Annotated in this window: 29 protein-coding genes and 2 tRNA genes; 12 read left to right on the plus strand and 19 right to left on the minus strand. The window is 38.0% G+C overall.

The window, feature by feature from the left end; genetic code table 11:
- The first annotated feature begins 143 nt into the window (after window positions 1-143).
- Window positions 144-329: a hypothetical protein gene (locus tag H5968_RS18195; protein ID WP_187041087.1), complete on the plus strand. Its 186-nt coding sequence runs from the start codon at window positions 144-146 to the stop codon at window positions 327-329.
- A gap of 118 nt (window positions 330-447) precedes the next feature.
- Window positions 448-2,241, plus strand: coding sequence for an aspartate--tRNA ligase (aspS, locus tag H5968_RS18200; RefSeq protein WP_187041088.1), 1,794 nt, complete (start codon window positions 448-450; stop codon window positions 2,239-2,241).
- A 47-nt stretch (window positions 2,242-2,288) separates the two neighbouring features.
- On the opposite strand, the gene H5968_RS18205 is transcribed toward aspS, so the two are convergent.
- From H5968_RS18205 to H5968_RS25825, 3 genes are all read right to left on the minus strand, one after another.
- Window positions 2,289-2,909 carry a hypothetical protein gene (locus H5968_RS18205; RefSeq protein ID WP_137668649.1) on the minus strand — a complete coding sequence of 207 codons (621 nt, stop codon included), beginning with the start codon at window positions 2,907-2,909 and terminating at the stop codon, window positions 2,289-2,291.
- 309 nt (window positions 2,910-3,218) lie between these two features.
- The gene (locus H5968_RS18210; protein WP_096571529.1) at window positions 3,219-3,668 is read right to left on the minus strand and encodes a DUF29 domain-containing protein; all 450 of its coding nucleotides are present in this window, start codon (window positions 3,666-3,668) and stop codon (window positions 3,219-3,221) included.
- A 129-nt stretch (window positions 3,669-3,797) separates the two neighbouring features.
- Window positions 3,798-3,920, minus strand: a complete 123-nt coding sequence (locus H5968_RS25825) for a hypothetical protein (RefSeq protein WP_255427180.1) — start codon at window positions 3,918-3,920, stop codon at window positions 3,798-3,800.
- A 69-nt stretch (window positions 3,921-3,989) separates the two neighbouring features.
- Here H5968_RS25825 and H5968_RS18215 point away from each other — a divergent pair, with 69 nt between their 5' ends.
- Window positions 3,990-4,883 carry a restriction endonuclease gene (locus tag H5968_RS18215; RefSeq protein ID WP_255427181.1) on the plus strand — a complete coding sequence of 298 codons (894 nt, stop codon included), beginning with the start codon at window positions 3,990-3,992 and terminating at the stop codon, window positions 4,881-4,883.
- An 89-nt stretch (window positions 4,884-4,972) separates the two neighbouring features.
- Here the strand turns inward: H5968_RS18215 and aroA are convergent, their stop codons facing one another.
- Window positions 4,973-6,322: a 3-phosphoshikimate 1-carboxyvinyltransferase gene (gene aroA, locus H5968_RS18220; RefSeq protein WP_187041090.1), complete on the minus strand. Its 1,350-nt coding sequence runs from the start codon at window positions 6,320-6,322 to the stop codon at window positions 4,973-4,975.
- Between the two features lie 382 nt (window positions 6,323-6,704).
- On the opposite strand from aroA, the gene H5968_RS18225 reads away from it, so the two are divergent.
- Window positions 6,705-7,217, plus strand: a complete 513-nt coding sequence (locus tag H5968_RS18225) for a hypothetical protein (protein WP_187041091.1) — start codon at window positions 6,705-6,707, stop codon at window positions 7,215-7,217.
- Between the two features lie 415 nt (window positions 7,218-7,632).
- Here H5968_RS18225 and sir read toward each other — a convergent pair whose 3' ends face one another.
- On the minus strand, window positions 7,633-9,546 hold the full coding sequence (gene sir, locus H5968_RS18230; protein ID WP_187041092.1) for a sulfite reductase, ferredoxin dependent: 1,914 nt from the start codon (window positions 9,544-9,546) through the stop codon (window positions 7,633-7,635).
- A gap of 99 nt (window positions 9,547-9,645) precedes the next feature.
- Between sir and H5968_RS18235 the strand changes: the two genes are divergently transcribed.
- A complete protein-coding gene (locus H5968_RS18235) occupies window positions 9,646-9,789 on the plus strand; it encodes a hypothetical protein (protein ID WP_162501934.1) in 144 nt (47 codons plus the stop codon).
- 65 nt (window positions 9,790-9,854) lie between these two features.
- Here H5968_RS18235 and H5968_RS18240 read toward each other — a convergent pair whose 3' ends face one another.
- On the minus strand, window positions 9,855-10,391 hold the full coding sequence (locus H5968_RS18240; RefSeq protein WP_187041093.1) for an autotransporter outer membrane beta-barrel domain-containing protein: 537 nt from the start codon (window positions 10,389-10,391) through the stop codon (window positions 9,855-9,857).
- A 233-nt stretch (window positions 10,392-10,624) separates the two neighbouring features.
- Here H5968_RS18240 and H5968_RS18245 point away from each other — a divergent pair, with 233 nt between their 5' ends.
- Entirely contained in the window at window positions 10,625-11,572 is a 948-nt protein-coding gene (locus tag H5968_RS18245) for an ADP-ribosylglycohydrolase family protein (protein WP_096572810.1), read from the plus strand.
- A gap of 176 nt (window positions 11,573-11,748) precedes the next feature.
- Here the strand turns inward: H5968_RS18245 and cutA are convergent, their stop codons facing one another.
- From cutA to H5968_RS18265, 4 genes are all read right to left on the minus strand, one after another.
- A complete protein-coding gene (gene cutA, locus H5968_RS18250) occupies window positions 11,749-12,078 on the minus strand; it encodes a divalent-cation tolerance protein CutA (protein ID WP_187041094.1) in 330 nt (109 codons plus the stop codon).
- 2 nt (window positions 12,079-12,080) lie between these two features.
- Window positions 12,081-13,070: a transposase gene (locus H5968_RS18255; RefSeq protein ID WP_187041113.1), complete on the minus strand. Its 990-nt coding sequence runs from the start codon at window positions 13,068-13,070 to the stop codon at window positions 12,081-12,083.
- Between the two features lie 18 nt (window positions 13,071-13,088).
- Window positions 13,089-13,970 (minus strand): hypothetical protein, encoded by an 882-nt coding sequence (locus H5968_RS18260; RefSeq protein ID WP_187041095.1) that lies wholly within the window; start codon window positions 13,968-13,970, stop codon window positions 13,089-13,091.
- 140 nt (window positions 13,971-14,110) lie between these two features.
- Window positions 14,111-14,770 (minus strand): Npun_F0813 family protein, encoded by a 660-nt coding sequence (locus H5968_RS18265; protein ID WP_187041096.1) that lies wholly within the window; start codon window positions 14,768-14,770, stop codon window positions 14,111-14,113.
- A 366-nt stretch (window positions 14,771-15,136) separates the two neighbouring features.
- Here H5968_RS18265 and H5968_RS18270 point away from each other — a divergent pair.
- Window positions 15,137-15,209, plus strand: a tRNA-Arg gene (locus tag H5968_RS18270).
- A 116-nt stretch (window positions 15,210-15,325) separates the two neighbouring features.
- Here the strand turns inward: H5968_RS18270 and H5968_RS18275 are convergent.
- The 4 genes from H5968_RS18275 to H5968_RS18290 form a co-directional block, all read right to left on the minus strand.
- Window positions 15,326-15,913, minus strand: coding sequence for a dCMP deaminase family protein (locus H5968_RS18275; RefSeq protein ID WP_187041097.1), 588 nt, complete (start codon window positions 15,911-15,913; stop codon window positions 15,326-15,328).
- A 57-nt stretch (window positions 15,914-15,970) separates the two neighbouring features.
- Complete coding sequence (locus H5968_RS18280; RefSeq protein WP_096571546.1) at window positions 15,971-16,396, minus strand: nucleoside 2-deoxyribosyltransferase; 426 nt, start codon at window positions 16,394-16,396, stop codon at window positions 15,971-15,973.
- A 224-nt stretch (window positions 16,397-16,620) separates the two neighbouring features.
- Window positions 16,621-17,469, minus strand: coding sequence for a hypothetical protein (locus H5968_RS18285; protein ID WP_187041098.1), 849 nt, complete (start codon window positions 17,467-17,469; stop codon window positions 16,621-16,623).
- A 72-nt stretch (window positions 17,470-17,541) separates the two neighbouring features.
- The gene (locus tag H5968_RS18290) at window positions 17,542-19,035 is read right to left on the minus strand and encodes a thymidylate synthase (protein ID WP_187041099.1); all 1,494 of its coding nucleotides are present in this window, start codon (window positions 19,033-19,035) and stop codon (window positions 17,542-17,544) included.
- 173 nt (window positions 19,036-19,208) lie between these two features.
- Here H5968_RS18290 and H5968_RS18295 point away from each other — a divergent pair, with 173 nt between their 5' ends.
- Together H5968_RS18295 and H5968_RS18300 are read left to right on the plus strand one after the other, a co-directional pair.
- Complete coding sequence (locus tag H5968_RS18295; protein ID WP_137666841.1) at window positions 19,209-19,424, plus strand: chlorophyll a/b-binding protein; 216 nt, start codon at window positions 19,209-19,211, stop codon at window positions 19,422-19,424.
- Window positions 19,425-19,564: 140 nt separating this feature from the next.
- Entirely contained in the window at window positions 19,565-20,146 is a 582-nt protein-coding gene (locus H5968_RS18300) for a thioredoxin family protein (RefSeq protein ID WP_187041100.1), read from the plus strand.
- A gap of 112 nt (window positions 20,147-20,258) precedes the next feature.
- Here the strand turns inward: H5968_RS18300 and H5968_RS18305 are convergent, their stop codons facing one another.
- Window positions 20,259-21,020: a carbonic anhydrase gene (locus H5968_RS18305; protein WP_255427182.1), complete on the minus strand. Its 762-nt coding sequence runs from the start codon at window positions 21,018-21,020 to the stop codon at window positions 20,259-20,261.
- 68 nt (window positions 21,021-21,088) lie between these two features.
- On the opposite strand from H5968_RS18305, the gene H5968_RS18310 reads away from it, so the two are divergent.
- Together H5968_RS18310 and H5968_RS18315 are read left to right on the plus strand one after the other, a co-directional pair.
- Window positions 21,089-21,799 (plus strand): 16S rRNA (uracil(1498)-N(3))-methyltransferase, encoded by a 711-nt coding sequence (locus H5968_RS18310; RefSeq protein WP_187041101.1) that lies wholly within the window; start codon window positions 21,089-21,091, stop codon window positions 21,797-21,799.
- 284 nt (window positions 21,800-22,083) lie between these two features.
- Window positions 22,084-23,163: a tetratricopeptide repeat protein gene (locus tag H5968_RS18315; protein WP_187041102.1), complete on the plus strand. Its 1,080-nt coding sequence runs from the start codon at window positions 22,084-22,086 to the stop codon at window positions 23,161-23,163.
- A gap of 167 nt (window positions 23,164-23,330) precedes the next feature.
- Here the strand turns inward: H5968_RS18315 and H5968_RS18320 are convergent, their stop codons facing one another.
- Window positions 23,331-23,684, minus strand: coding sequence for a hypothetical protein (locus tag H5968_RS18320; protein ID WP_187041103.1), 354 nt, complete (start codon window positions 23,682-23,684; stop codon window positions 23,331-23,333).
- Between the two features lie 407 nt (window positions 23,685-24,091).
- On the opposite strand from H5968_RS18320, the gene H5968_RS18325 reads away from it, so the two are divergent.
- The gene (locus H5968_RS18325) at window positions 24,092-24,700 is read left to right on the plus strand and encodes a triacylglycerol lipase (RefSeq protein WP_187041104.1); all 609 of its coding nucleotides are present in this window, start codon (window positions 24,092-24,094) and stop codon (window positions 24,698-24,700) included.
- A 233-nt stretch (window positions 24,701-24,933) separates the two neighbouring features.
- Here H5968_RS18325 and H5968_RS18330 read toward each other — a convergent pair whose 3' ends face one another.
- From H5968_RS18330 to dhaL, 3 genes are all read right to left on the minus strand, one after another.
- The gene (locus H5968_RS18330; RefSeq protein WP_187041105.1) at window positions 24,934-25,362 is read right to left on the minus strand and encodes a VOC family protein; all 429 of its coding nucleotides are present in this window, start codon (window positions 25,360-25,362) and stop codon (window positions 24,934-24,936) included.
- 141 nt (window positions 25,363-25,503) lie between these two features.
- Window positions 25,504-25,577 (minus strand) — tRNA-Val (locus tag H5968_RS18335).
- 80 nt (window positions 25,578-25,657) lie between these two features.
- A complete protein-coding gene (dhaL, locus tag H5968_RS18340) occupies window positions 25,658-26,302 on the minus strand; it encodes a dihydroxyacetone kinase subunit DhaL (protein ID WP_187041106.1) in 645 nt (214 codons plus the stop codon).

Genomic DNA, 26,302 nt, shown 5'->3' on the forward strand with positions numbered 1-26,302 from the left:
ACTGGGGACTGGGGACTGGGGACACTTCGACAAGCTCAGTGCATCGCTGGGGACTGGGGAAAATTTTTATATCCTGACTCCTGACTCTTGAACTCCTGTCTATTAAACCCATATCAAAATCCTTAACTAAGGAGATCAACAAAATGTCACAAGAAGAGTTGCAAGAAAAAATCTTAAATTCACTCGAAGAATTGAAAGCTGATGTGGCAAAATCAAATGAGAAATTTGAGGTATACAGGCAAGCTACGCAGTCACTGGTTAATCTGGCTTTCGGTTTGATTGCCAGTGCTACGATAATTACGGTCTTTCTTAATCCTGACTTCAACTAACCAGTTTAGCATTTTTGCCGTTTTTTCTTAACCAGAAATGAATACAATGACTGTTAATGCTAGATAATAGGAAAGCCTTAACATTTACTAACAGCCCGGAAAAAAGAACTAAATTACTATGCGAACTCACTATTGCGGCGAACTCCGACAAGAGCATATTGGAGAAACTGTAACATTATACGGTTGGGTAGACCGTCGCCGCGATCATGGGGGTGTGATATTCTTGGATTTACGCGATCGCTCTGGTATTGTGCAAATTGTCAGCGATCCTCAACGCACCCCAGACTCCTACGAACTGGCTAACACCATACGTAATGAATACGTTGTAGAAATTACTGGTAGAGTTACCCAACGCCCCGCAGAATCTTTAAATCCTCGTATTCCTACTGGTGAAATAGAAATTTACGCTGATAAAATTCACATCCTCAACGCTGTGCGTAAACAGCTACCTTTTCAGGTTTCCACCGCAGATACAGAAAATGTGAGGGAAGACTTGCGGTTAAAATATCGTTATTTAGATTTACGACGCGATCGCATGGCGCAAAATATGCAGTTACGTCACCAAGTCGTGAAAGCAATGCGTCGTTATTTAGAAGATAACGAAGGTTTCATTGAAATAGAAACACCCGTACTTACCCGTTCCACTCCCGAAGGTGCGCGTGATTATATTCTTCCCAGTCGCGTTAATGAAGGGGAATGGTTCGCTTTACCCCAGTCACCGCAACTATTCAAGCAAATATTGATGGTATCCGGGATGGATAGATACTATCAAATTGCGAGATGTTTCCGTGATGAAGACTTGCGTGCAGACAGACAACCGGAGTTTACCCAGTTAGACATGGAAATGAGTTTCATGTCTCAAGAGGAAATAATAGAACTCAACGAAAAATTAGTTTGTCACATCTTCAAAACCGTCAAAAATATTGACTTACCCCGTCCTTTTCCGCGTCTAACTTATAAAGATGCGATGAATAAATACGGAAGTGATAAACCAGATACCCGCTACGGTTTAGAATTAGTTGATGTTTCTGATGTTTTAAAAGATTCCGGTTTTAAAGTTTTTAATGATGCCATTTCTAAAGGTGGAATTGTGAAAATTCTACCTATTCCTAACGGTAATGATGCAATTTCAAATGTTCGCATTAAACCAGGTGGAGACATTTTCAAAGAAGCAGCAGAAGCGGGAGCTAAAGGTTTAGCTTATATTCGCGTGCGGGAAAATGGAGAAATTGACACCATTGGCGCGATTAAAGATAATTTGACACCGGAACAAAAGCAGGAAATTTTAACTAGAACTGGTGCAAAAGACGGTCATTTATTATTATTTGCTGCTGCTGATATAGGAACAGTAAATAAAACATTGGATCGGTTGCGTCAGTTTGTGGCTAGGGAATTTAATTTAATTCCTGAAGGAAAAAATAACTTTCTGTGGATTACAGATTTCCCGATGTTTGAATGGAATGCAGATGAGAAAAGATTAGAAGCATTACATCACCCATTTACCGCACCCCATCCCGATGATTTGCATGATTTGAAAACCGCCCGCGCTCAAGCTTACGACTTGGTTTTAAATGGTTTTGAAGTGGGTGGTGGCAGTCTGCGAATTTATCAAAGAGAAGTGCAATCTCAGGTGTTTGAAACCATTGGTTTATCTACCGAAGAAGCACAAAATAAATTCGGCTTTTTGTTAGAAGCTTTTGAATATGGTACACCTCCTCATGGTGGTATTGCCTATGGTTTAGATCGCTTGGTAATGTTGTTAGCTGGAGAAGAATCAATTCGTGATGTAATTGCTTTTCCCAAGACGCAACAAGCACGCTGTTTGTTAACAGATGCACCTGCTGGTGTGGATGCAAAACAGTTGAAAGAACTTCATGTTGCTTCGACGGTGAAACCCAAGGTGAAAGAGTAAGTTTAAGATCCCCGACTTCTGTTAAGAAAATTAAGAAGTCGGGAATTTTATGCTAAAATCCCTACTAAAATTTTCATTAATATTTCTAAGTCGGTGGGAACTCGATATAACATTAAGTCTTGAGTTATGATTCTAGTATCACGTTGAAAACTGCCAAATTGCCATATATCCCCTGTAGTGACTGCACCATATAATATTGGTTCATCTGTTGATATCCATTCATTGACTGCAATTAATTCTACTGCAAGTTGAGTAAAACCCCTTGTTAAATCTGCTTGTTTTGCTTCTACCACTAATATTTGATGTTGAGTTTGCAGGTAATAATCTAAGTCACCTCGCAAAAATTGATTTATTTCTATGGGATATTCTATATTAATTGTTGCTTGGGTAATGTGGGCAATTTCTAATAAAATAGGAGCAATTAATACTTCTCTGCGTGCAGCTTCGCTAGTTAAACTGACTCTTTGAATTGCTTCTTCTAATCTTTCTTTTAAGTCATTTAGTCTAGTAATTTGATTGTTAGTGGTTGGGAAATTAATATTACTTTTGATTAAGGTTGATCCTAGTTCTTGTAAAATGTCCGCAGGTGCAAATCTTAAATCAAAGTATTTACGAAATGTGTAGGTTTCAGTAGGTTTGAGAATTTGCGGACGATGGGGGGTATTCATAAGGTTGTAAGTTATATTGTAATTGTAGATTTTTATTGTCTATATTATAGATTTTATTTCACGCAGAGGCGCAGAGACGCAGAGAAGAGAGAAAGAGTGTAATAGAACTCTCCGAAAAAGATGTAGGGACAATTCATGAATTGTCCCTACGAATGGGTTTCAGGTTACGCATATTTAATTTTCGGAGATGTCTATTGAGATATTGAAGGTGCGATTTTTTGGGATGAAGGAGATGGATCGCTGTTTGGTGAGGTGGAGAGATGGGTTAGTGGTAGCTTACCGTAAGTATCGCTAACTACTTCAAAATATTTAACTCCAAAAAATGTCATTTAATAATGTGTCAATATCACAATCAAACTGCCATAAATCAGGAAACTCATACTGTGGATAATCTTCTCGGATTTCCTTGAGTACATCTTGCCAGATCTCGTCAAAAATTTCAGGCAAATAATTTTTAAGACTAGGTGACTTTGCTAAACGTCGTTTAATTTGTTTACGTTGTTCTCTAATAGTTCTTTCCCAACCATTGTAATCATTTACTAAAGGAACATATAATCGTTTCAAAATATGCGATAATAATACATCCAAACGACTTTCCAATTCATCCCGATAAGATCGCCCCAAATCCTCAATCTCCTCTATCAAATTCTCAACATCCACATTTTCAAAGTCCCTAGCTTTTAATTTAGCTATAGTCTCTTGAGTCCAATGTAAATAATCAGATTCATATAAGGATTTTTTAGCAATTACTTGAGTCATTGATTTGTAGCTCCTGCAATAAATCCATTATTATATTAACATTATTGCTGATCACATAGCTATGGGTAGGGGTTTAGCATTGCTAAACCCCTATAGGATTATTGTAGTGGGATTTTAATATTATTCCCTTTACCGACAAACTTCTACCAAAGTGCTGGTAAAATTAGGATAAGAAATAGCAGCCGCTTCTGCACGGTGAATAGTCGTAGTACCACTAGCATTAAGAGCAGCGATCGCTAGAGAAGAGCGCAAGAGTGTGGTATAAAAATTATAGTAGATTTATTATAAACAACAATGTCTATTCCTGATTTTCAATCTGTTATGCTTCCTTTACTCCAATATGCTGGTGATGGAAAGGAACATTCTTTAAGAGATGCTATTACATTTTTAGCTGATGTTTTTAATTTGAGTGATGAGGAACGAAAGGAATTATTATCTAGTGGACAACAAGCGGTTTTTGATAATAGGGTAGGATGGGCGAGAACTCATTTAAAAAAAGCTGGTTTATTAGAGTCTCCCAAAAGAGGATTTTTCCAAATTACTAACAGGGGAAAAGAAATTTTAAAGCAAAATAACCCTGAAATTAATGTCAAGTTTCTTAATCAATTTCCGGAATTTATAGAATTTAAAACTATTAAAAAAGATAATGATAAATCAGAATCAGAAATTACGGAAGATTCAGAAATTTTGGAAACTACACCCCAAGAATCCATAGAGTTTGGTTATCAAAAAATTAGAAAAGAATTAGAGTTAGAATTATTGAACCGTGTCAAAAGTTGTTCACCTGACTTTTTTGAAAGATTGGTAGTTGATTTACTGGTAAAAATGGGTTATGGTGGTTCAAGACGTGATGCAGGGAGAGCAATTGGTAAAGCTGGTGATGGGGGAATTGATGGAATAATTAAAGAAGATAAATTAGGTTTAGATATTGTTTACATTCAAGCTAAAAGATGGGATAATACAGTTGTTGGTAGACCGGAAATTCAAAAATTTGTCGGTGCTTTACATGGACAAAGAGCGAGAAAAGGTGTTTTTATCACCACTTCTAAATTTTCTCAAGATGCTAGAGAATATGTATCTATAATAGATAGTAAGATTGTTTTAATAGATGGACAAGAATTAGCTCAATTAATGATTGATAATCATGTCGGTGTATCAACTGTCTCTATTTACGAGATTAAAAAAATAGATTCAGACTATTTTACAGACGAGTGATCAAAAACCTCAATCTTCCTCTTTGCGCCTTTGCGTCTTTGCGTGAGATATATAAAAAACAGGGGAAAATTGAAAATCCCCTGTCACCTTTACCGACAAACTTCTACCAAAGTGCTGGTAAAATTAGGATAAGAAATAGCAGCCGCTTCTGCACGGTGGATGGTAGTAGTTCCATTAGCATTTAAAGCAGCGATCGCTAAACTCATACCTATGCGATGATCTGTATGGCTGTCTACTTCCGCACCCACCAAAGCAGTACCACCAACAATTTCCATCCCATCGGGTAATTCTGTCACTTTTGCACCCATTTTATTGAGTTGTTGCGCCATTGCGGTAATGCGATCGCTCTCTTTAACTCGCAACTCTGCCGCATCTCTAATAATAGTTGTCCCTTCGGCAAACGTCGCAGCTACGGCTAAAATGGGAATTTCATCTATTAATCTCGGTATAATATCCCCAGCAATGGTACAGCTTTTTAACTGACTAGAACGCACCCGCACATCTGCAACCGGTTCCCCTGCAACTTCCCGTTGGTTTTCTAGCTGGATATCTGCACCCATCATAGCCAAAGCTTCTAAAATTCCCGTGCGGGTGGGGTTAACACCGACATTTTCCACCACCAACTCAGAACCAGGAACAATAGAACCCGCAACTAACCAAAAAGCCGCAGAACTAATATCACCAGGAACAACAACTTTTTGCCCGTATAATTTGGCATTTCCCGTCACGGTAACGCTGTTAGTTTCCGGGTCTATACTTAATTCTGCCCCAAAAGCTTTTAACATCCGTTCACTGTGATCCCTTGATAAAGCGGGTTCGGTGACTGTTGTTTTCCCTTCGGTGTTTAAACCTGCAAGTAAAATACAAGACTTCACTTGCGCTGAAGCAATGGGTGAATGATAATGAATCGGTTTGAGTGCTTGTCCTTGAACTGCTAAAGGTGCTAGAGTATTACCTTTGCGTCCCCAAATTTCAGCGGACATTTGTTGTAAAGGTTTAACAACACGGGACATAGGACGCGATCGCAAAGAGTCATCACCAGTCACAGTAAAAAACCGCCCTGGATGGGAAGCTAACAAACCCAACATTAACCGGATAGTTGTACCAGAGTTACCCGCATTTAATACATCCATTGGTTCTTGGAAATTACCTAAACCAATACCCTTCACCCGCACCAACTGGGTATTTAATTCCGAAATTTCCGCACCCAGCGCCTGGAAACAGTGAGCAGTGCTACGGGGATCTTCACCTAAAAGCAGTCCTTGAATCTCAGTTTCACCTTCAGCGATCGCACCTAACATCAAAGCCCGATGGGAAATAGATTTATCCCCAGGAATACTGATACGACCTTGTAGAGACAGTCCAGAGGGAGGACGCTGAATAATTAAGTTTTGAGAAGCGTTTTCTTGAGTTTGTAATGTTATAATAGCAGCCAACATTAGGATACACTAGCTTTTGAATAGACCGGAAATTTTGCAGTGACATCTAATGCCGCCACTGGTTAATTCCTTCCTAGTATCCTACCGCTTTTTATTGTCCGCAACCCAATCCAATCAGCCCCAGTTTAGACTAGCATTTTTTTAAATCTTGATAAAAATATTCACAACCTTGATCCACAGACTGATTCTAGCCAGAAAAAACATTGTTTTCGGGTTTTAGCTTGCAATCCTAGCCGTTTGCATCTTGATTTGTGTAGATTAACAAATTAGTAGATTCGGTTAATATGAATCAGGTTTTACTATTTAGTTGTTTAAACTAACTTTTTAAAACACCTAGTGTTGGTTTGATTTTATTCAACTGCTTCTATCACTTATCGTTCCCATGCTCACTCATCACCGCAAACCTATTTGTTTATCAATTATTTCCACTGACTTACCAGTTTGGTCCGTAGTGGAAACTTCTGGAACATTATATCAAAAAGATACTGACAGATTTCACTTACTATTGACTGCACCACCTTTAATCAGTTGTGAAGTAGGAAATTTAAGCAGTCGAGAAAATCCTGTTCCTCAAACTAAAAAAAATGTTGAAATCCCCACAAGTCCCAGAATTTTGTGGTTGGAAATTTCACCCTACCGAATCATTATGACTATGCAAGGTAACACTCAAGTAAGTTACCGACATTTCTGGGAACAGGGCGTTTATGGCATTAGTCGTTATTGGTTGCCTAATGAATCTTTGCAACCACACAAGCCTATTCGTTTACGTAACTTTACTAATAGCTTAGATCTTACCGGACAAAAATTACCAGAACATCTGCGACTTGACTATGAATTGTGGTCAGAAAAGGTACAACTAGGACGCTATATACTGAATTTGGAAATTGATAACTAATTAGGGGTTGCTGAGAAAGTCTTTCCGTGAGGGCATAGGAGTCAGGAGTCAGGAGTCAGGAGTCAGGAGGAGATTTGAAAATTTCTTTGCCATCTCTTGAAATCCCAAAAAATGCACACTTTTTCCGGTATACCCTTCAAAACCCTTGCACTAATTTCTGTGTTTATCAGCCTCTAACCTTTGATATATCAAGGTTTTAGGTTTATTCAGCAAACCCTAATTAGGCTTATTGAGTCGTTTTTAGGTGAAACATTCTGCTCTTTTTTCTCGTTTCTCGTTCTCATACTCTGTATGGGAATGAATTCTAGAAGGCTATGCCTTCTATTAAAGTAGAGGCAGAGCCTCTATAATGACATTCCCAGTCGGAGACTGGGAACGAGAGAGCGAGAGAAAGCTTTTGCGTGAGAATATGGTTCTACAGACTTTGGAAATATTTATCCAAAGCTTCGTGTACTAACTCTGTCATGGGTTTATTGAGTTTTTCTGCGGTTTCTTTGAGTTGGGAATAAACATCATCTCGTAAACTCACCCTATGACGTGATTTTCCGCTGCTGGTGGGTTCTCCCGGTGTATAAGTGGCTGAAAATTCACGGATAGCATCAAAACCAATGCGATCACAAAAATCCCCAAAGCTTTCTTTTCCTTTCCGTGATTTTTTAAAGAAGACAAAAATCGGCTCTAAAAAGCTTTCGATGTCGTTGTGGTGCAATTTTTCAATGATCGGTTGTGCTAACCGCGTTTGATCTGGTGAACCACCTAACCACACTTGATAAGATTCCGGCGCACTACCTACAAATCCTAATTCTGCCATATAAGGACGAGCGCAACCATTGGGGCAACCTGTCATCCTTACCACAAAGTGGTCTTTTTGTAAACCCACTTGATCTAATAAAGCCCGGATTCTTTCTAAAATACCAGGAATTGCCCTTTCTGACTCGGTAATAGCTAAACCACAGGTAGGTAAAGCGGGACAAGCCATAGCATAGCGGGTTAAAGCTGCAATTTGACTAGGATCAGCAATAATACCGCATTTATCTAAAATTTCTTGAATTGCTTCTTTATCTTCTGGTGCAATATCGTAGAAAATCAGGTTTTGATTTGGTGTGAGACGAATAGGTAGGTTAAACTGTGCAACAATTGTCCGCAAAGCGGTTTTGAGTTGAAAAGAACCTTCATCTTTTACCCGACCATTATCAATGGAAATACCTAAGAACAGTTTACCGTCCCCTTGTTCATTCCATCCCAGAAAATCTTGATATTTGAATTTGGGTAATTGTTTAAAAGGTTCGACAGCTTTACCAAAGTATTCTTCCACCTTGCTGCGGAATTTTTCCACACCCCAATCATTGATTAAATATTTTAATCTAGCGTGTCTTCTGTCGGTGCGATCGCCATAATCTCTTTGAGTGGCAACTATGGCTTTGACGATATCATAAACATCATCTTTTGCCACATAGCAAATCGGATCAGCTAGTCGCGCAAAGGTTTCTTCTTTATTGTGGGTTCTTCCTAAACCACCACCAGCAAAGACGTTAAAACCTTGGAGTTCCCCTTTTTTATTGGTCATTACTACCAATGTTAAATCTTGGGAATACAAATCTACAGAATTATCACCAGGTACAGTTACGCAAACTTTAAATTTGCGTGGCATATAATGAGTACCATAGATTGGTTCTACGGAATCATGAAAAATAGTCCCAGTGCCATTTTTTTGTCGTGCTGCTTTCACATCTGGGTGTTCTTCCGCACTAATGGCTTTTTCCCCATCCAACCAAATTTCATAATAAGCACCGGTTTGGGGTGAAAGCAAATCAGCGATATTTTGGGCATATTCCCAAGCATACTGATATTCTGAGCGATTTTTAAAGGGTGCAGGGGGAGCCATAACGTTACGGTTGATGTCACCACAAGCACCCAAAGTAGAACCGAGATTTTTTACAATAGTAGCGATCGCCGCTTTGAGATTCTTTTTCAAAATCCCATGTAGCTGAAAACCTTGGCGGGTAGTAGCTCTTAACGTATGATTACCATATTCATCCGCCAATTGATCTAAAGCCAAATATAGCTGCGGTGGTACCAACCCACCAGGATTTTTTGTCCGCAGCATCATTTGATAATCTTTTTCCTGTCCCTTAACACGATTATCACGGTTATCCTGTTGATAAGATCCGTGAAACTTCAGAATCTGTATAGCATCTTCACTAAAATGGGTTGTATCCTGAAGTATTTCAGTCGCTACAGGTTCACGCAAAAAATTACTATTTTCTTTGAGACCTTCAACTTTAGAAGGTTTACGGGTACTAACGGGAGAAGGCGCAGAGTTAATCATTACAGTAGTATGTTTGTCAATAATGCAGCAGTTAAAGAATAATTAAAGATTTAGCTATACTTTTTCTGCTGGTAGAACACCAAAAATCCGCTCGGAATTATGAATAATAACTTAATTTTAACACAGTTAAAAGCCGGCTTCATTAGTGATATCACACTTAACAAAACCAGCTATTTCAGTATTTTAGATGTAAATCAACAGTCAGGAGGCAGGAGTTCAGGAGTTCAGGAGTTAGAAGAATAAATAACTAATGTTTCTTTCCCAGTCCCCAGTCACCAGTCCCCAGTCCCCAATCACCAATCACCAACTTACTTAAAGCGATAACCGATACCACCATTAATGCTCACAGCAGAAGCATCACTATTTTGATAAGCACCGAGTCCTACTTTAGCGTTAGTGTAAACCAGGAAATTCTTAGTAACTTCAGATTCTACCCCAGCACCGACAACTACAGAATCTCTATTACCCAAGGGAGTGGGTTTACCGTCATTTTCTACGAAAGAATAGCCACCAGTAACAAAGACATTGGTTTTATTAGCAATGGGTAAATCTACAGAAACTTCCGGGATGATAGCAGCTGTTTCATCACCCCAGAGGACGTTACCCCGTGCGGAAAAAGGAGTATTTCCCAATTTTAAACGACCTGTGACATTGCCGCCAAAGGTAGCATCATCGTTACCTTGTCCACCACTGGTAACACCAGCAGCTACACCAACACCAATATAACTAGCATCTGTGCCTTTTTGAGTTTCGGCAGCAGCTTTACCCACGGAAAGAAATGCAGGAGTAATTACTAAGGAAGATAAAGCAGAAATTGTCACTAAAGACTTGAGTAAGCGTTTCATAAGTTTTACCACAATTTAGAAGTTTTACTGTTAAATTCTAAGTCGAATCGGAAGTTGAAATGTTCCAGATGATTTGAAAATTTACTAAATTCATTGTTACTATTAATGCAAGATGTTGAACTTATCGGTATTTAGTAAACTTTTGCATCCTTGGTTATAGTTACACTGCCATCTTTGAGTATTCCAGGTGATCAGATGACAGTTTACTAATCGTCACTGAGCAATATAAAATGATGATAAAAACTACAAAGGTATTATCGGGTTTGCTGGGTGTGTGTGTTGGTGATGCTTTGGGTGTACCGGTGGAGTTTACAAGTCGTGCAGAACGTCTCAAATCTCCGGTCACATCTATGTTAGGTTATGGTACGTGGCATCAACCACCAGGAACATGGTCTGATGACAGTTCTTTAACTTTGTGTTTGGCAGAATGTTTGTGTGATGGTTTTTCCCTAGATGCTATAGCTCGTTCCTTTTCCCGCTGGTACACAGAAGGTTATTGGGGCGCTCATGGTAAAGTTTTTGATATTGGTGGAACTACCAGACAAGCTATTATTAATTGGCAACAAGGAGCAACACCCCTAAAAGCAGGTGGTACTGGTGAAAATAGTAATGGCAATGGTTCTTTAATGCGAATTTTGCCAATGGCTTATTTTTATCAAACCTTGACTTTTCAGGAATTAATAGAACGAGTCCATCAAGTTTCTTGCATTACTCATGGCCATCTGCGATCGCAAATGGCTTGTGGCATTTATATTAGTATTGCTGTAGAGCTATTGGCAGGAATAGAACCCAAAGCAGCTTATTTGCAAGGGTTGGACAAGATTCAATCACTCTATTCTAGTGGGGAATATGCCTTGGAAAAACCCCATTTTGATAGAGTTTTCAGTGGAAAAATTGCTGATATACCCATCAAAGAGATTAATTCTGGTGGTTATGTAATTGATACCCTAGAAGCATCTTTATGGTGTTTTTTAAATAGCTCATCCTACGCCCAAGCTGTACTTCAAGCCGTTAACTTAGGCGGAGATACGGATACTACTGCTGCGGTGACAGGTGGGTTAGCGGGAATTTATTATGGCGTGGAAGGTATTCCTTCAGAATGGCTGGATCAAATTGCTCGGAAACAAGACATTATAGACTTGAGCAGTCGTTTGTCATTATTTATAGGGAATAGGGAATAGGTAATAGGGAATAGGTAATAAATGAACTCCTGATTTCTGACTCCTGACTCCTGTAAGGGCGAAGCATTCGGGCGAACAATTATTAATTTTTCTCCAAAGCTATTTTCCGAATGCTTCGCCCCTACTTTGCCCTTACGACTTCTGACTGCTGACTGCTATACATAACGAAAAGACTATTATATTTTTACCTGTTCATTGATCCATTGTTGGTAGTCAGTACCAGCAAGGAGAATAGGTAGAGCGATAATTTCTGGCAGTTGATAGGAATGAATTTCTCTGATTTTGGCTGCTAATGTAGAGAATAACGCCAAATTAGTCTTAATCATTAACTGCCATTCATTCTTTTTGTGAATTTCTCCTTGCCATCGGTAAATAGAGTAGACGGGTGACAAACTGACAGCAGCTGCGAGTTTAGCTTCGATCACAGTTTGAGCGATCGCCTTAGCTTCTTCTTCAGTGGCAGTTGTCACCATAACTACACCATAACCAGTTGGTTGCTGCAACATTGCTAAACCAGAGACAGAGAGTAGACTTGACCATCAATTAACAAGCGAGTGATACCTTTGGCTTGGAGATGGTTACTAGCCTTATGCAGCATTCTACTGTCAGGAACTTTAATCACGCGATCGCGTTTGGTAGAAAAGCGTTTGGCCACGCGATGATTATCAAACACTGGCAGAGTTTTCTGCTGGGTTTCAATAGTAGGAATAGCTCCCAAGTCCCCAAAATCCTTGAGTGGTCTAGTAATTAATTCCGCAGAGCGATCGATTACCAGATAACAAGTTTTCGGTAAAGATGCCACAGACAAGGGTAAAACTTGAACTGCTCCTTCTCCTGGTCTACGTCTGGTAACTAGAGGTGTAGGTTCTTCAAAATCTTCGTCTTCAAAATCCTCCTCATCTTCAAACAAATCATCGTCTAAATCATCCAAATCATCAGACTCATCCAGTAAATCATCATCGAACATATTGCTGATGACGTTTTCTTCTGGCTCCTCATCCTCTAGTATGGTTTTGGGAATGCTGGGTATTTCAGGTGGCCGATGTCGGACGATTTCTATTTCCCTAGCTACCGGCAATTCTGGTTTTTCCGTGGCAGAAGAGCGTGTTTTCACCCTTCTAATAGCCGGGATAGGAGGTGGAATTTGTTCAGACTTAGGAGCCTCTTTCACCTCTTTGATGACCGTTTTAGGTGGTTCAACCTTGGGCAACTCTAAGCTAGGTTGATCACTGCTTACAGGTGCTGTTTCGATTTTTGGTTGTTGACTCAACAGGGGTAACTGCTCGTAACTTACCTGCGCTCTGCCTTCAGGGGTTCTGGCAGCGCGTTTTAAAGAAACAAGATATTCGTAATCTTCTTCGGGTAAGGTACTTTTAAGCAGTCGGCTAATGGTTGAGTTGCTTACTCCATAACGTTCTGCCAAAGTCGAGGTAGTTTCGGCAGTTTCTCTATATAACTTGAGAATTTCTTGCTTGTCAGAATCTGTTAATTTTCTCACGGTAGACACCAAAATTTGTTAACTGCGTTTGCGTCCACTGGTACGCCGCTTGAGGCTCAATGATGCTTCGTATTCCAGAGCAGCGCCCATACCAAATAACACTCCACTAAACACCCAGAACACTTCTAGTATGTCTCCACTTTGATAATTTGGAAGATAGTTAGTGGCATATTTAAACCACATATCTGCAATGTAGAGCGAAAATGCTGCGGCTGCAATCATTCTCCATGACCGGGAAACTTTTCCTCCCCAAAACGCTAATAACATGATTGTAGCGATAATTAATAACAACACATCACTAATTACATAAAACCAATCTAAAATCAGTTTTATTTGCATCAAAATACCACTTGTTTGAGCGGATGGTGCTGCATTTTGCTGAGAAATGAACCAAGCCACAAAACTTCCTAATGCACCAACAGCAAACACAATTAACCATTGCCATTTTTCTAAGTTGATGCGTCGGGAGAACAAAGCTAGAGCCATACCTCCACCCAGGAAGATATAAGTCATGACAAAAAACACATCTGCTATAGACACATCCGGTTCTTCGCCTAAACCTATTTCTATATAGCCAAAAACTATCCCACCGATAAAATAAGCCAGCATACCTAAGCCGATAAACAGCCAAACCTTTCGGCTGCTGATAATTTGGGTACTTTGCCAGTTTCGCCAACAGAGAACAGCAGAACCCAAGTAAGCTGAAGCTTCAAAGATATTGGTTCCTAGTAAATACCAAACTTCACGAATTTCTTCGCCGTTGGGACCACCAGGGATTTTGGCGCTGAACAACAAGAAGTATAACAGGGCTAACATTGCCCAGCCAATACTAATCAAAATGATTCTTTGAGTCGTGAAAATGGTTTTCGCTTTGTAAGAATCGTCGTAGGATTTACTCATAGGTTTTCACTAGGTAAATGCACTGTACTACTATTTTTGACATAATTAAGGTCTTATGTAATTGAAATAGTATTAATTGCTCAATGTGATACCTGAAGTTGGGTAACACTGAAATCATTTGTGAGCCAATAATATCCATCCTACTGCCAAAGTTTACTCAGTGGAGATTGATTTAACCAACCGATAAATATTAATAGTTCTTCTTCTGGCATATCTTGTAGCCTATCCTCTAATTGATGAGCAAAGTTCGTATCACCAAAATATGTTTTTCCTAGTCGGTGCAGTTCTTCCAGGAGAATAATTACATGAGTTTCTTGCCAAGGAGGCAGTTTGGGCATTTGTGAGGGTTCAACAGTTAGCAGAGCTTTGGCTGACTCTGGGGAAGATGCTTGGGGCAATTGTTTTTGCTGTAATATCCCTGTGATATCTTTTTCAAATAAACCTGCTTGTCGATTACCTAATAAATCTTCAATATCCATATAAACGGCTTGCAGGAGCAAAATACTCGCCAATGTCAAAATCTCAATATTGCTATGGCTACCTGTATCACTGTCTAGCTGTTCCAAGCGAATTTTGCCCCAGACGCTAAAGCGTTCGGGTTCTTCCAGCAAGACACAGGCTTTACCTCTATTGTCAGTCAGCGATCGCCACAGAGTTTTGGCTTCAACTTCTTGACTAGCTTTAAAAACACTTATCAGGCGAAAGGTTTGCCCCTGATAATGGAGGATCGGCACCTTCTGATCTCGCGTTGGGTGCTGAACGGTAGATATTTCAACATCCTGGCGTTTAAGAATAAACATGGCACTAGCAACTAACTCCTCACAGGGGCTGTTTTGATTTGGGATTTGTCTTTCATTTGGGCAAAATGGCCTCAAGTATAATAATTTATATTATGGTGAAATAAAATTAGACGTTTGCCAAATACTTTACCAGATATCTGCCAAATATCTGTCTGAGAGGATTAGCACTCAAGGTAAAGTTACCCCTTGACATCTCAATATATCGTAAATACCTACTTGGTTTCGTTTTTTAGTTTACATCTACTGGTTCATGAGGTGATGGTTCGTTATAAAAATTGTGAAATATTTAATTCTATCTTGCTTTTTACTAGGAACAGCGTATATAATAATCAAGGATGGTTTGTTCAAAAGCCAGATACGAGTCTTGGGCGCGTAGCTCAGTGGATAGAGCAATTGCCTTCTAAGCAATCGGTCGCAGGTTCGAACCCTGCCGCGCTCGTTTTAATTCAATATTCATCCTCAATGCTTGTAACTAAGGATATATGATTCATAGTCCTTGGATGAGAACATATTTTCTTGAGGATGCTGCACCATAACACAAATGATTATATTTGACTATGTTTGACTATATTTTTGTGATTTAAACTCAATACCCAAATTACTCACAGATGTGGAGGATAGCAAAAATGATGCTGCTTTTTGGGCTATAACTTCAGAAAGCTGAACCTGCTTAATTTTTACCAAACTTTCTTTAATAAAGGAATCTCTCACTAAAGCTTTCTCTCCACTATTAAAGGAAGTTTCATAAAATACTTCTTTAATACCAGCAGATATAATTAGCTTTAAACAAGACAAACAAGGTTCTAATGTTACATATATACTAGCACCTTCTGTAGATATACCATACTTTGCGGCTTGGGCGATGGCATTTGCTTCCGCGTGTACAGCCCTGGATGGTAGAATTTTACTGGCATCACAACTACTTAAACCTGGATAGCAATATCCTTGAGTTGTACAATGGGCTGAACCAGATGGGGAACCATTGTAACCTGTGGCTACTACTTGCTTGTTTTTAACAATTACAGCACCCACGGGAAAAGCAAGACAAGTTGATCGAGTCGCTGCTAGTTTGGCCAACATCAGGAAGTATTCATCCCATGTTGGTCTTTGATGGTATTCTTCAGATGAGCAAAAATCTTGCATGGTGTTTTAATTTCAAACTTTACTATTCTGCTTTGCTGACAATCAAAATCTTAAATGCTATGGCTTCCAATTGAATAAAAAGTTTTTTAATTGAATTAAAGCATCTTCACAGCCATTAAACTGTATTTCAGCAATAACAGTGGGAATACCGCGAGGAAATCTTGATATCCGCTTACCTGTTTCGTACAAAAGAATGATAGGAATTTTTTTACTCTCTGCATAAGCTAATTCCATTCCTACACCAAAAGAAAGCGAACCAAGGTAAGCAATAACCAAGTCTGATATACTCACCTGATGCTTATCTTTATCGAACACTTCACGAGGAGTAATATCGGGATTATTTACTGGATCAGTGTGTAAGTGCGGTACATAAGGTTGAAGACCGATTTCTTCACAAACAGAACCTATTTTTTCATATAGTGCTTTAGTTTCTATTGGATTTTCTACGTCAGTCAGCGCACCAGATATATATACTTTGTGCATTTTTCCTAGTCACCTTGCATTACAAGTTATAGCATTTACCAAGCTAGTGAGGTACAGAGTTTTTTAGTCTTAGGGAACAGGGAACAGTAAATAAGTTAGGGTGTACCTCATGAGACTGAGAAACGCTATATATCTCTTTCAATTTTGAAACAACAAATTTTAGTTTTATTACAAAAATATGAGCTTTAAATATAAATATCTTTGTGCATAAAAATATAGTATAATCATCTATTTGATCCTGGAGATATTGTTTTATTTGGATTTGCTTGTCTCTGAGGAGTCGTATCTGTTTTTGGATTTAAAGTAGACGAATCAGAAGATTTGAACAAAGCAATTAATGAAATAATAATTCCCAAAGCGCCGGCTATCGATCCTATTGCTGACCACCGAGTTTGTTGATCTGAACCTAGAAAACCTAGTAATGTGTCTTTAACACCTTTTTTAAGTTTTTTATACTCATCTGATTCAACCATGAGTTTTCTCAGTAAATCTGAATCACGCTTCATCCAAGTATTTTGTTTTTGGGCAAAATAGTCATTGATTTCTTGGGCATTAGGTCTTCCAATGAGTACATCAAGTCTTGCATCACTTGAACGATGGGTAACATTTTGGGACTTGGAACTTAATTTTTCAATAGCTAAATGGGCAATTGGATTTTCAACGTCTTTGACATTAATTCGGACTTCTTTGTCTGAAAGATTATGAAGGGCTATACAAAGAACACCTGACCAATTAGGATTTACTCTTGTGCCAATGTGTCCTAAACCTTCCGATACAAGCTTAACCACAGAATAAAGTGGTCCTCGAAATTGATTACTGAGTTCGACTGCCTCATCAGTCCAAACTAGAGCAGTATCTCTTGGTGGTATGTAGAAAAACTTCTGTTTTTCGCTGGGGTTATCTGGATTTGATTCCGTTTCAATAGGCAAGCGTTGCTGTAATCCAATTGCATAAGCATATTCACTAGCTGTTAGACATAATTCACAAGCCTTTATACTACCTGGTTTAAGAGGATGAAAAAGTATACCTTTACCAAGCTCCCTAATAATATCTTGATAACTCAAAACAGACATGAAATACTCCCTGACCTTTAGACAGCATGAGAATTTTCTAAAATTGTTGCCAACATGGTTGCTTGTTAGCGTTTATTGATCTTGAACATAAAGCTTGTCAATTTTAATACAGTTTGCGGCTTTTTGCAATTCTATCGCCAAATATGCAGCATGATCTGGACGTATTGCAGGGGAAGCGGCGCAAATTTCTCTGACTAATTTCAAAGCATTTTTACCAGAATAACAACCCACTATTTCCCCACTACCAGGGGTTGTATGTGTGACAACTATTTCATCATCTGCTATTTCTATTAAAAAATTTCCTGCGGGGTCAGCATAATCTAATTTTCTGCAAATAGCTACATATTGTTTTTTAATAAGTTCTTCTGCATTACTCCAAGTATCATCATATATATGCGCCGACTGACTGAGAGTTATTAATGGTCCCATTTTCAAATCATATTCAGAACGTCCAGCAATTTCATCTCTAATATGTTTTTGTAAAGCCCTTAAACCCATTGCATTTGCAGGCCAAGCAGCGAACATATCATTACTTCTGAGAGTCGCAGTTAATGATAATTCATTATCTACAACCCGTAACCAAATATGATTTAAACAAGGACTACCACCTTTTTCATGATCTTTCACATCCCATAAAGTCATTACTGCACTAGCAGCATCAATTTCTCCAATTAGTTTATTAATTACTTGTTCAATTTGATCTCGTCCAAACCAAGACCGCAAACGCTGACCATAGGTATATTTCACACCTTCTCTATAGGGTGCATCATCTAAAATTTGCGAAACATATTCTTCTAAAAAACTTCTATCTATTGGTAAATAATTAGGTTCAGGAAAATAAAAATCTTCCGGTTCGTCGGTGACAACTGCCATTAAATCTATTAATTCTTGCCATTTGCCATCATAACCTGTAGGTCTAATTGTGCCTGTGGTTTTAATTCTATGAATGATTTTTACCCAAGTTTCAGCTATGGTTTTTCCTTCTATTCTGTGTCCGTAGCGTGTTCCTGGTAATACTGTGGGTTCTATAGTTAACAGGGGAAATTCTAAAGGTGTTCCCCAAGGTTCTATGGTTTGTTTTTGGGCATAATATTTAATTTTTTCTACTGCTTCTACAATTGATTTTGCTTCTACGACTTTTAAGGAATGACGCAATTTTTCTAAGGCATTTATATCAATATCAATATCTATATATCCAGGAATACTAGAACGAATTACCCACGATTTTCGCCCATTATCACTTAAACTTTCTTCAGCACCATTTTGGAAAAAGTCTAATAAGCATTGAGAAGCACCTGCATTTTGATCTTCTTTGGTAGCGTTGAGGACAACCAAAGAACGAACATGAGGATTTAATAACAAATTGCGAATTAGTAAGTTTATGCCCCTAGTGGGTGAGTATAACTGTCCTATAACTGCATAATCTGATGGTTGCAGGTGTTTGGCGATCGCTTGTTTGACCGTCCAACCTGTAATTACAGCTATGTGACCATTTCCGTAAATCAACTGGTTGGGTTTGTGTTGCGCTGCATAGCGAAATTCAGTTGTATGACTTATGTGTGTCATTTTTTAGCTAAATTCCCTAAAAAATAACATTAAACTCTATCACATAAAACAGCTATCTGTGGAAAATTTACAAATTTTATTTTTTTATTCCCTCAAAAGAGATTTTATTCTTTACAAAAATTAATTTATCTGTTACAGTTCTTAATATAGAGAGAAGTTAAGGAAATAACATAATGGCTACAAACGGTTCTATGATTGACGATCAAGGCAAAATGAATAACTTTGCAGTTGAACCTAAAGTATATGTAGACGAACAAGGCGATCGCACAGGTTTTACACCTTATGCAGAATTACTCAATGGTCGTTTAGCTATGATTGGTTTCATTTCTCTGATAGCCTTAGAAGTATTCACAGGACACGGTGTGATCGGAATTTTAAAAAGCCTGTAGAAAATAATTAAAATCTGCTTACATAACAGCTTACATAACAATTGATAAACTAGAGAGACGGGAAAATTCTCGTCTTTTTAATTTGGGAATGTGGGCAAAAAATTTATGGTATGTTGTTAGCATTAAGCAAAGGGGAATCTATGGTTTTAACTGCTTCAACAATGTTACCTCTAGGTACTAAAGCACCAGAATTTCATCTACCAGAAGTAGTATCTGGAGAAAATATTTCACTAGCTAATTTTGCAGATAAAAAAGCATTATTAGTGATGTTTATTTGTCGGCATTGTCCATTTGTGAAGCATATCCAACAAGAATTAGCCAATTTAGGAAAAGATTACTTGAATAGTGATTTGGTAATAGTTGCTATTAGTGCTAACGATGCTCAAAACTACCCAAATGATGCACCTGAATCCTTAAAAGAAATGTCCACAGAGTTGGGATTTAAATTTCCTTTGTGCTACGACGAAACCCAGGAAACAGCACAAGCTTACACAGCAGCTTGTACACCTGATTTTTTCCTATTTGATCAAGAAAGAAAATTAGTTTATCGTGGACAATTAGATGATAGTCGTCCTAGTAATAATAAACCAGTCACAGGTGCAGATTTACGCGCAGCAATTGAAGCCGTTTTAGTTGATCAAGCTGTCACCAGTGAACAAATTCCTAGTGTGGGTTGCAATATTAAATGGAAACCAGGGAACGAACCTAATTACTTTGGTTAAGAAAATTTTAATCATCTCCAGATTATTCACACATTCTGATTTCTGAGCAGGTGGGAATTTCCCGCCTGACTCCTGAATTATTAACCATAAAAATCCACAAATAATAACTAACCTATGAGGGGTGAAATTCTATTTTTCTACCATTGATTGGTTGTACTGGACGAGCATTTACTTGATATAATTTTTGGAAAGCTGCAATTTGTTCTTCAGAAACTTGAGTTGTTTCTGTGAGTACATTCCATTTGACATTTTCGCTGCATGGTGGTGTAGTTAGTGAACCGATATAACTGAAAAAATCTTTATTTTTAGGTAGTAAATTGGCAGCGTTAATCGTATAATTTTCCATGTCATTGATTTTTCCCACTGCGGGAATATGCTGCCAAATCTGATCAATTAAGGGATTAGCTGAACCTTGATTCATCATCACTCCCACAACTGCTAATTGGTTTTTAGCATTGCGATGTACTAAGTGCATTTCCAGAGCAGATGCTTTATTATTAATAGTATGTTCACTAGGTGTATGAAAATGAAACTGGATGAGTTCATATTCCTCATCGTTAATTTTCATAGTGCTACCTGGGTGGTAATTGACTTGGACAGTATAACCATTATTAACAACTAATAAAGGTGTGGGTTGATAGTTAAACTCTATTTTTCCAGGAGTTCCTTCTACTGCATGATTTATATTGATGGGAGATTGATTTTTTCCTAGTTTACAAAGCGCAAACTCAGAACTGATTTCTCCCCAGTGAGTAGGATTTGCTGCACCTGCATAACTCCAGTCTGGTGTATTTTCCTCAGCTATGACTGGTGTAGGAAATACAGCCATTAATCCTATTAAAAATACTACAATTACTATAATATTTACACACAAAAGGTTTTTTATTTTCCAGCTTAGTTTCATTCTACTAAAATCTATACCTCAACAAAATATAATTAAAAATGCAAAGGATCACAATTCAAATTTCCCAAATTCAAGAGACAAAAATTTTATTAACACCCCAACAACAACATTATTTATTGCGAGTTTTGCGATTACAAGATGGAGATAAATTTATCGCAATGGATGGTATGGGTAAATGGTGGTTAACCCATTTAAAAGGAGAAACAGGAGAGATTTTAGAATTACTGGAAGTGAAAACAGAATTACCTGTATCTATAACTTTGATGGTAGCTTTACCAAAAGGAAATGGTTTTGATGATGTTGTCCGTTGTTGTACTGAGTTAGGTGTATCTTGTATTGTACCAGTTTTGAGCGATCGCACCCTCATCAACCCCAGTCCCCAAAAATTAGAACGTTGGCGACGCATAGCTGCTGAAGCGGCGGAACAGTCAGAGCGTGCTTTTGTCCCTACCATTTTAGAACCTGTAGCTTTTAGCACCGCTGTAAATGCAAGTGCAGCAAATCAGCGTTATATTTGTGAAGCGCGGGGAAATTATCCACATTTAACAAAAGTGCTAAATAATCTCTCTGGTGAAAATATAGATGAAATTGTCATTGCCACAGGACCAGAAGGAGGATGGACAGATAAGGAAATTGAAATGGCTATAAAAGCAAAATTTCAGCCTGTTTCCCTGGGTTGTCGTATTCTCCGCGCTGTCACTGCCCCAATTGTAGCATTATCCTTGATTACGGCTGCTTGTGAGGCATAAACCGCAATACTTTGTGATAATTATTCAGAAGTGAATGTAATTTGTCGAATGTGGGTATAAATGATATATCTCACGCACCAAGATCAAGATAACGCTGTTTGCGTCTTTACTTCTAGAACACCGATTCATTAATCGTCAGGGCGAAGCATTAGGGTGATAACCTATCGCTAAAACCATTGATATTCTGTCCGAATGCTTCGCCCCTACAAGGTAAAAACAGATTACCTAGCATTACTGAATCGACGCTCTAGGCGTGAGAAATTCATTTAAGTTTATATAAAGTCATGCTGGAAGAAGTGATCGCCGCCTTTGAACGTAAGGACTATCAAACCGCCGTTACATTAATTAAACCATTACTCAAACAATCACCGGAAGATCCTTGGGTGCAATTTTATTTCGCACGGTTACAGGAAGTTTATGGAAAGCGAGAAGAAGCAGAAAAAATTTATCGTCAACTTTTGAAAGTGACCATCAATAATAAAATCATTTCCCAAGCACGTCAAGGTATACAAAGAATCAAAGATTTTGAACAAACAGAAAGACAAAAAGCCATTGCTCAAGCAATAGCAGAACCAAGTAATAATGAACCAGGAATTTTAGTTTTAGAACCGATTAATAATGAACTAAAAACCTTAGCTGCACCCAAATTTGCCCAAATTATGCAAATTGATACTTACTCAGCTAGACTCATGTTACCTAGTCGCAGTTGGCGAGTATACCGCACAGGAAAAATAGGCGAAATGCAATTTTATGGCAAACAATTACAACAAGCTGGGATTCCCTGTTTTTGGTTAAAAATATCCCAAATTCAACAAATTCAAGTATATCAAGTGCAATATTTTTCTGAATCATCACCTAACCCAAAAGTTGTATGTGTCAGTTCAGAAAATCAACTTGGTTCTTTGAGTTTTGAATGGTCAGAAGTAACTGCCAAAGTTGTAGGACTTTTACCTATTTTTGAACAGGTAGTAGATATTAATGTTCGCGGTAAATTAGAACGTAAAACCCAAACTCAAGACTATTACCAATTTTGTGATTTACACCTACCAGAAAGACGTAGTATTTTAAGAATTTATGACAATGGCTATGAATTTCAAAAAGGTTTAGAAATCACTCCCCAAACTACACAAAACACAATTAGAATTAATTGGAATAGTTTGATGAGTTGGGTTGAGCAAAAAATACCTCAAGTTAAAACTTCGTCAGATTTTCAACCTTTTGGAGAAACAGTTTTAGATCAAACAGAAGTGCTAAATCAAATTCCCTCTCATATTCAATTATTTAGGAGGGAAAATACTAATTGGGATGCAGCTTTTCAGTTATACAGTGGAATTGTATTTGTGAAAAACTGTTCAAGTAATTGATAAATCAGTAAGTTGGAGATTTTGGATTAAAGGTAGGATTTGTCTTTGTGTTTGTAGTAAGGGCTTTAGCCCTGATTTTGAGGACTAAAGTCCTCACTACGAGCAATATATTCTATATTAAACAAGTTAATTAATCCAAAATCCAAAATCCAAAATCCAAAATTGATTTATCCAGGTACTTTCACTTGACCTGCCATATCTAGAAAACTACTCATGTTCGCACCTGGACGACGACGATCACCAGAAGATGGAGTAATTAAATATTTAGTTGCAAAATTTGTTTCAGTTGCTACTGCCGGTTTTGCGGGTTCTGCTTTTGCTGCTTGAGCGGGTTCTGCTTTGGGGGTTGGTGCTTGAGCGGGTTCTGCTTTTACTACTGCTGCTGGTGCTACGGGTGCTGCTGCTGGTGTAGTTTCTCCAACTTCTTCTTTTAGTTCCAAGTAGTATTCATCTTTTTTGCCAAATAACCCACCGATGAAGCCAAGAATACCACCGATTAAATTTTTGATAAATCCAAACATGACAATTTCTCCTGTTTTTAAATTTTTGTCATATCACCATAATTGTAAATTATTTCAACATAATTTTACATTTTGTTGCCATAATCATTGCGGTAATAAGCAGTAATAACTTTAGGGATTTTTACTAAATCGCCTTGTAGTCATTCTATAGGCCAATTGTTATGACTTCATTACAACTATTAGCGACTGATGAAGACCAGCGAAATCATTATTAAATCTTACCGTATCTATAAGCAAGATTCTGAGATGTTCCTTAACAAAATTTAACAACATTGGTTAATTGCAAAAACTGTCATAGCGTCTGGGTTGATAGCTCTAATACTTGGTTATATTTTCTACAGAAATAACTCAAATCAGATTTGATGAATACTGACAATTTTTTACAACCCTATTTCAAAAGTATTACTATGAATGATAAAGCAAACAAGCGTAATCCTGTTTTATTGGTACACGGAATTAATGATACTGGAGCGGTTTTCAACAAAATGGCGTGTTACCTGGGAAAGCAAGGTATGGTAGTTTGTACACTTGATTTAATTCCTAATAACGGTTCTGAGCTTTTAGATAATTTAGCACAGCAAGTAGCAGATTATGTAAACATGAACTTTGCACCAGAACAACCATTAGATATAGTGGGTTTTAGTATGGGGGGAATAGTCAGCCGTTATTATATTCAAAGATTGGGAGGAATAGAAAAGGTAAATAGGTTTATTACCATTTCCTCACCCCATCGGGGAACAAATATTGCATATTTAACTTGGTTAAAGGGTGCTTTACAAATGCAACCTAATAGTGATTTTTTAAATGACTTAAATTCTGATGTAGAAATGTTGAATAAGTTAAATTTTACATCTATTTGGACACCTTATGATTTGATGATTGTACCTGCGGAAAGTTCAAGAATACCTTTTGGTAAGGAAGTGATTTTACCCGTTGCTCTGCATCCTTGGATGTTAACAGATAAAAGGACTTTTGAAGTAGTAGCATCAGCATTAGATGAACCAATTAGTCATTAGTTATTAGTTATTAGTCATTAGTCACGGGAGCATACCAATGCAAGAAAAAATAACCGCAGCAACACCAAAACATCTCTTAAACTCTCTTACCTTTGTGTCCTTTGCGTCCTTTGTGGTTCAATCATATCAGTCCCTTGGATCATTTTTTCCGTTAGATCAAAATAAATGTACACATTTGCGATGCTTCCTTAGTCACTGGTTATTTTTCCCAATCACCAATCACCAATCACCAATTACCTATCACCAATTTCTGTATATTCAGAACTACCAAAAATTGCTTCTGGATAACGATAGTATTTAAATTCCATTAAGTTATAAAAAGGATCTTCTAAAAAGAAAGTGTGATGTTCTAGAGGAGACCCAAGAAAACGGTTTTTGGGTTCTTCTCGAAAATTCAGTTGTTTAATTTTGGCTTTTTCTAGTAATTGTTGCCAGTCTTTTTCTTGGGTGAAAATTAAACCGAAATGTCGGGGATAAATGCCTTTTTGGGGTGTTAAAGGTTCTTTAGTGATGTGGGCAACTAATTGATGTCCGTAAAGGTTGAGAATTAAAGCGTGGGGGTTTTCTCTTCCGGGGATGCAGCCTAAACCGTCGACATAAAAGGCTTTGGTTTGGGGGATGTTGGTGACAGGGAAGGCGAGGTGAAATATGATTTTGTTCATGGTGGGAGTTGAGTGCGAAATTATTTGACCACATTTGACCACTTGACAGATTGATTAACCGAACTAAAAGGATCATTAATTTGTCAGAGCGGAAAAATAATCTAGCAAAGGGCAGATATAATTACAGTAAAATAAAAAACATGGACGTAACTGGATTCGAACCAGTGACCCCATCGATGTCAACGATGTACTCTAACCAACTGAGCTATACGTCCTTAACCAAAGCGATTTTTATCATAGCATATATATTTTAAAGGTCAAGAGAAAAATGCCAATAATGGCACTAATTATGTTTTTATTTTTTAGCCCTCGAACCTTCCACCACTTCCAACAAACTCCGCAACATCCAATAAGCAGAAGTTCCTCCCGGATCTTGATGTCCGATACTGCGATCGCCTAAATAACTTGCTCTGCCTTTCTTTGCTAACATCGGTATAGTATCCTTTAACCCTTGTTCCGCCGCAGTTACAGCCATCCGCAAAGCTTCCACACTACCCTTACCTTCATTTACAGCTTTTTCAAAAGAAGTCACGGCGGGATGTAGCACATCTACCATAGTCTTATCTCCTAATTGCGCCTTACCTCGTTCAATAACTCCATTTAAACCAGATTGGAGTAAATTTAACATATCTTTTTCAGTTAATTCTTGCTTACCCGCAGTTACAGCACTCGCTCTTAAAAACCATGTTCCATATAAAGGACCACTTGCACCCCCCACACTAGATATTAAAGTCATGCTGACAGTTTTCAAAATACTGCTGATGTCCTTCCCTTCAATACTCGGTAAGATACTGCTGATCTTTTTAAAACCTCTATCCATATTGATACCATGATCGGCATCACCAATGGCTGCATCTAATTCCGTCAATTCTTCTTTATGTTTCTCAATAACAGAAGCAAATACATATAACCATTGAAAAATTTGCACCTGAGTAACCAT

Source organism: Sphaerospermopsis sp. LEGE 00249 (assembly GCF_014299995.1).
GTDB classification, from domain to species: domain Bacteria; phylum Cyanobacteriota; class Cyanobacteriia; order Cyanobacteriales; family Nostocaceae; genus Sphaerospermopsis; species Sphaerospermopsis kisseleviana.